Annotated in this window: 5 protein-coding genes; all 5 read left to right on the top strand. The window is 29.0% G+C overall.

The window, feature by feature from the left end:
* Positions 1 to 633, top strand: a 633-nt coding sequence (gene fliG, locus Q0V15_RS12285; RefSeq protein WP_297439432.1) for a flagellar motor switch protein FliG, incomplete at its 5' end; no start/stop codon positions are given.
* On the top strand, positions 617 to 1,345 hold the full coding sequence (locus Q0V15_RS12280; RefSeq protein WP_297439433.1) for a FliH/SctL family protein: 729 nt from the start codon (positions 617 to 619) through the stop codon (positions 1,343 to 1,345). The genes fliG and Q0V15_RS12280, both read left to right, overlap by 17 nt.
* A gap of 9 nt (positions 1,346 to 1,354) precedes the next feature.
* A complete protein-coding gene (gene fliI / locus Q0V15_RS12275; protein WP_297439431.1) occupies positions 1,355 to 2,665 on the top strand; it encodes a flagellar protein export ATPase FliI in 1,311 nt (436 codons plus the stop codon).
* Positions 2,666 to 2,670: 5 nt separating this feature from the next.
* Positions 2,671 to 3,111: a flagellar export protein FliJ gene (gene fliJ, locus Q0V15_RS12270; RefSeq protein ID WP_297439430.1), complete on the top strand. Its 441-nt coding sequence runs from the start codon at positions 2,671 to 2,673 to the stop codon at positions 3,109 to 3,111.
* A gap of 8 nt (positions 3,112 to 3,119) precedes the next feature.
* Positions 3,120 to 3,996: hypothetical protein (locus Q0V15_RS12265; protein WP_297439429.1), on the top strand; the 877-nt coding region annotated here is incomplete at its 3' end.

Here is a 3,996-nt window from a genome sequence, read left to right as displayed (position 1 = left end):
GAGCATCCACAAACTATAGCACTTATACTTTGCTATCTTCAATCAGAAAAATCAGCTCAAATAATTGCTGAACTTCCAGAAGATTTACAAAGTGATGTTGCATATAGAATTGCAACAATGCAAAGTACATCTCCAGAAGTTATTAAAGAGATAGAAAAAGTACTAGAGGGTAAGCTTTCATCACTTGTTAGAACTGAGATTACAGAAGTTGGTGGAGTTGAAACTCTAGTTGGGATACTTAATCAAGTTGATAGAACAACAGAGAAGAATATTACAGAATCTCTTGAACTTGAAGATTCAGAACTTGCTGATAAGGTTAAGAGCAGTATGTTTGTATTTGAAGATATTATGGGAATTGATGATGTTTATATTCAAAGAATCCTTAGAGAAGTTGATGTTAAAGATCTTGCACTTGCACTTAAGGGTTCATCAGGTGAAGTTGCAGAAACTATATTTAGAAATCAATCAAAGAGAGCTGCTTCTTCATTAAAAGAAGATATGGAGTTCCTTGGACCAGTAAGACTTATAGATGTTGAAAAAGCACAGCAGAAAGTTGTTCTTATAATAAGAAGACTTGAGGAAGCAAATGAAATAATTCTAGCAAGAGGTGGAGAAGATGCAATCATCTTATAGTATTATAAAAGGCAATTCGGTTGATATGGTAGAAGAAAAAAATATTAAAACTAATTATGAAAGTAAAGATATTATAGAAATTGATGATGGAGCTGAGATTGTTAGAGTTAAAGAAAGTTTAGAATCAATGCGAAAATCAATTCTTGGGAATATAAAAATAGAGAAAGAAAAAATTATAAAAGAAGCATATATAACGGCAGCAAAGATAGAAAAAGAAACTTATGAAAAAGCTTATAAAGAAGGTTTAGCAAATGGAAGAGAAGATGGTTATAAAGCAGCTTTTGATGAAAATATAAAAGAAGCTAAAGCACTTGTAGCAAGTGCTATGAAGGTTTTGCATGATTCAAAGGTTGAATATGAAAATTATGTTGAGGTAAAAAGGGACGAAATTTTAGACCTTGCATATAATATATCGGAGCATATTTTAGAAAGGGAACTTACTAGAGATGATGGATTAAATAATTTTATTATAAAAGTTATAAAAGATTCTAGAGAGAGTAAAAGTTTTGTTATAAGATGCAATGCAGCTCAGGTAGATTCAATTAAGGAAAGTTTAAATAAAGAAAAAGATAAGTTTGGATTAAAAGCAGAATTATATTTTGTTATTGATGAAGAAATATCTACAGGAAATGTTTGTATAGACTTTGATAAAGGTAGTGTAATAGTTGGAATTAAGAATGCACTTGAAAGTATTAAAAAAGAAATTTTTTAGGGGTGAATTATGCTAGATATAGATTTTTCTTCTATGAAAACAAAGATAAAAGAAACTAGTGCTTATATCTATAGTGGTAGAGTTAGCAAGCTGATAGGACTAACTATTGAAGTTGAGGGAATAAAATCAGCAGTTGGTGAACTTTGTATTATTTATAATCAAGAGAATGAAGAAATAAAAGCAGAAGTTGTTGGTTTTAAAGAAAATACAATTCTTCTAATGCCAATAGGTGAACTTAGAGGAATTGGTCCAGGATGCAAAGTTATACCAACAGGAAAACCACTTAGTGTTAGATGTAGTGATTCATTACTTGGAAAAATTTTAGATGGAGTAGGTAATCCAATAAATTCAGAAGAAATTACAGATGGTGAGTATTATAGCCTTGATAGGCAGCCACCTGACCCAATGAAAAGAAAAAGAATTACAGATATTTTACCAACAGGAGTTAGAGCAATAGATGGATTTTTAACTTGTGGTGAAGGGCAGAGAATTGGAATATTTGCAGGAAGTGGAGTTGGTAAAAGTACAACACTTGGGATGATTGCAAGAGAAGCAAAAGCAGATATAAATGTTATTGCACTTATAGGGGAGAGAGGAAGAGAGGTCTTAGAATTTATAGAAAAAGACCTTGGAAAAGAAGGAATGAAAAAGTCAGTTGTAGTATGTGTAACATCTGATAAATCTCCACTTCAAAGACTTAAAGGTGCATTAACAGCAACTGCTATAGCTGAGTATTTTAGAGATCAAAATAAAAAAGTAATTCTTATGATGGATTCTGTAACAAGATTTGCAATGGCACAAAGAGAAATAGGACTAGCTATTGGAGAACCACCAGCAACAAAGGGATATACACCATCAGTTTTTGCAATGCTTCCAAAATTAATGGAGAGAGCAGGAACATCAGAAAAAGGTTCAATCACAGCATTTTATACAGTTCTTGTTGATGGAGATGATTTTAATGAACCAATTGCAGATACTGTAAGAGGAATACTTGATGGGCATATAGTTTTATCAAGAGAACTTGCTCATAAAAATCATTATCCAGCAATAGATGTTTTAAACTCAGTATCAAGACTTATGCCAGCAGTAGCATCAGAGAAACAAAAAGATATAGCATCAAATTTAAGGGATATGCTTGCAACTTATAAAGAATCAGAAGATTTGATAAGCATAGGAGCATATGCAAGAGGTTCAAATAGAAAGCTTGATAAAGCAGTAGATATGAATCCACATATAGTAAGTTTCCTAAAGCAAAAAGTAAATGAAAAAGCAGATTTTAAAGCAACGATAAAATCACTTGAAACTTTAGGTAGGAGATAGAAGAAATGGAAGCAGGATTTAATTTTAAACTTGAAAAGATATTAGATATGAGAAGAAAAAAAGAAGAAGAAAGTGCAGTTATATTAAGCAAGGCACAGATGGAAAAAGAAGTAGTTAAAGAAAAACTTGAAACTTTAGAAAGTGATTTAGATAAGCATAAAGATTTAAATAATTCTGATACAGTAGTGTATCAAAAAATAAAAAGAATTTATATGCAAAATGTAGCAAAAGCAATAGATATAACTAAAAAAGAATTAGATATAAAAGAAAAAATTGTTGAAGAGAAAAGAGTAGAAGTTTTAAATAAACAAATTGAAAGAAAAACAGTAGAAAAACTTAAAGAAAAACAATATAAAAGCTTTGTTAAAGAGAAAAATAGACTAGAAAGTATAATGAATGATGAATTTGCTTTGTTTGGACATTTTAGAAACTTTGAAAGGAGGTGAAAGGGGTAATGAGAGTAGTGAGTGGGGTAAATAACTTAGATTTAGTAAGTAATATTAAAAAAACTAAGAATATAAAAAAGAATGATAGTTTAAATGAAAAAGATTTTAAATCAGTTTTAAAAGAGAAAAAAGATAGCACAATTGAAAAAGAAGAAATTATAAAGCCTCTAGATAAAAAAAATACTAATGAAGTAGATAAAAAAGTAGAGGGTAACAATTTTTTAGAAAAAGCTGATAAGAATTCAAATGTAGAGGATAGTAGTACAGAAGCTATAAAAGAGATATCTTATGATGATATTAGTGGAATGGAAGAAGATTTATCTGATGTAAGTTTAGAATCTTTACTAAGTTTACTATTTTTGATAAATGGTAAAGAGGGTAATGATTTTAGTAAATTAGATGTTTCTAAATTAAAAAATTCAGTGGAACTTCTTACAAGTGAAGTATTAAAACAAAAAGTAATTTTAAATGATGGTAGTTTAAATATTGAAATGTTAGAAAACCCAGAAGGAATAGAACTCAACAAATTTTTAGCTGATATAACAAAAGAAATAAAAAGCGTTGATATGAAAGTTCATGGAAACAATATTTTAAATACTGATAATCATTTTAAAGATATGATTATTAAAGCTTTAAATAGTAAAGGGGTTAGTAATTCTGAAATAAAAGAATTAAGTCTTAATCTTAAAATTATAGAAAATCCATTTTTATTAGATGATTCGAAAAGAAGTAAGGTTTTAGATAATGATATATTAGCTAGTTTTAAATTTGAAGATATGGAAGCTAATGATGATAGTAAGAATATGAAAAGCTTTAGTAGTAATAAATTTATAGAATTGAATCCAAGTTTAAATGATAGCAAAGTAGGAATTAATTTAAATGATA

This window comes from uncultured Clostridium sp., assembly GCF_947036855.1.
GTDB lineage: Bacteria > Bacillota > Clostridia > Clostridiales > Clostridiaceae > Sarcina.
Note: the sequence above shows the minus strand (reverse complement) of the source record. Positions and strands in the feature narration are given on the sequence as shown.

What these genes read in the sequence shown, in the direction of transcription:
- Q0V15_RS12280 (WP_297439433.1), top strand. Translation starts at nt 617, where the DNA reads ATGCAATCATCTTATAGTATTATAAAAGGCAATTCGGTTGATATGGTA.
- fliI (WP_297439431.1), top strand. Translation starts at nt 1,355, where the DNA reads ATGCTAGATATAGATTTTTCTTCTATGAAAACAAAGATAAAAGAAACT.
- fliJ (WP_297439430.1), top strand. Translation starts at nt 2,671, where the DNA reads ATGGAAGCAGGATTTAATTTTAAACTTGAAAAGATATTAGATATGAGA.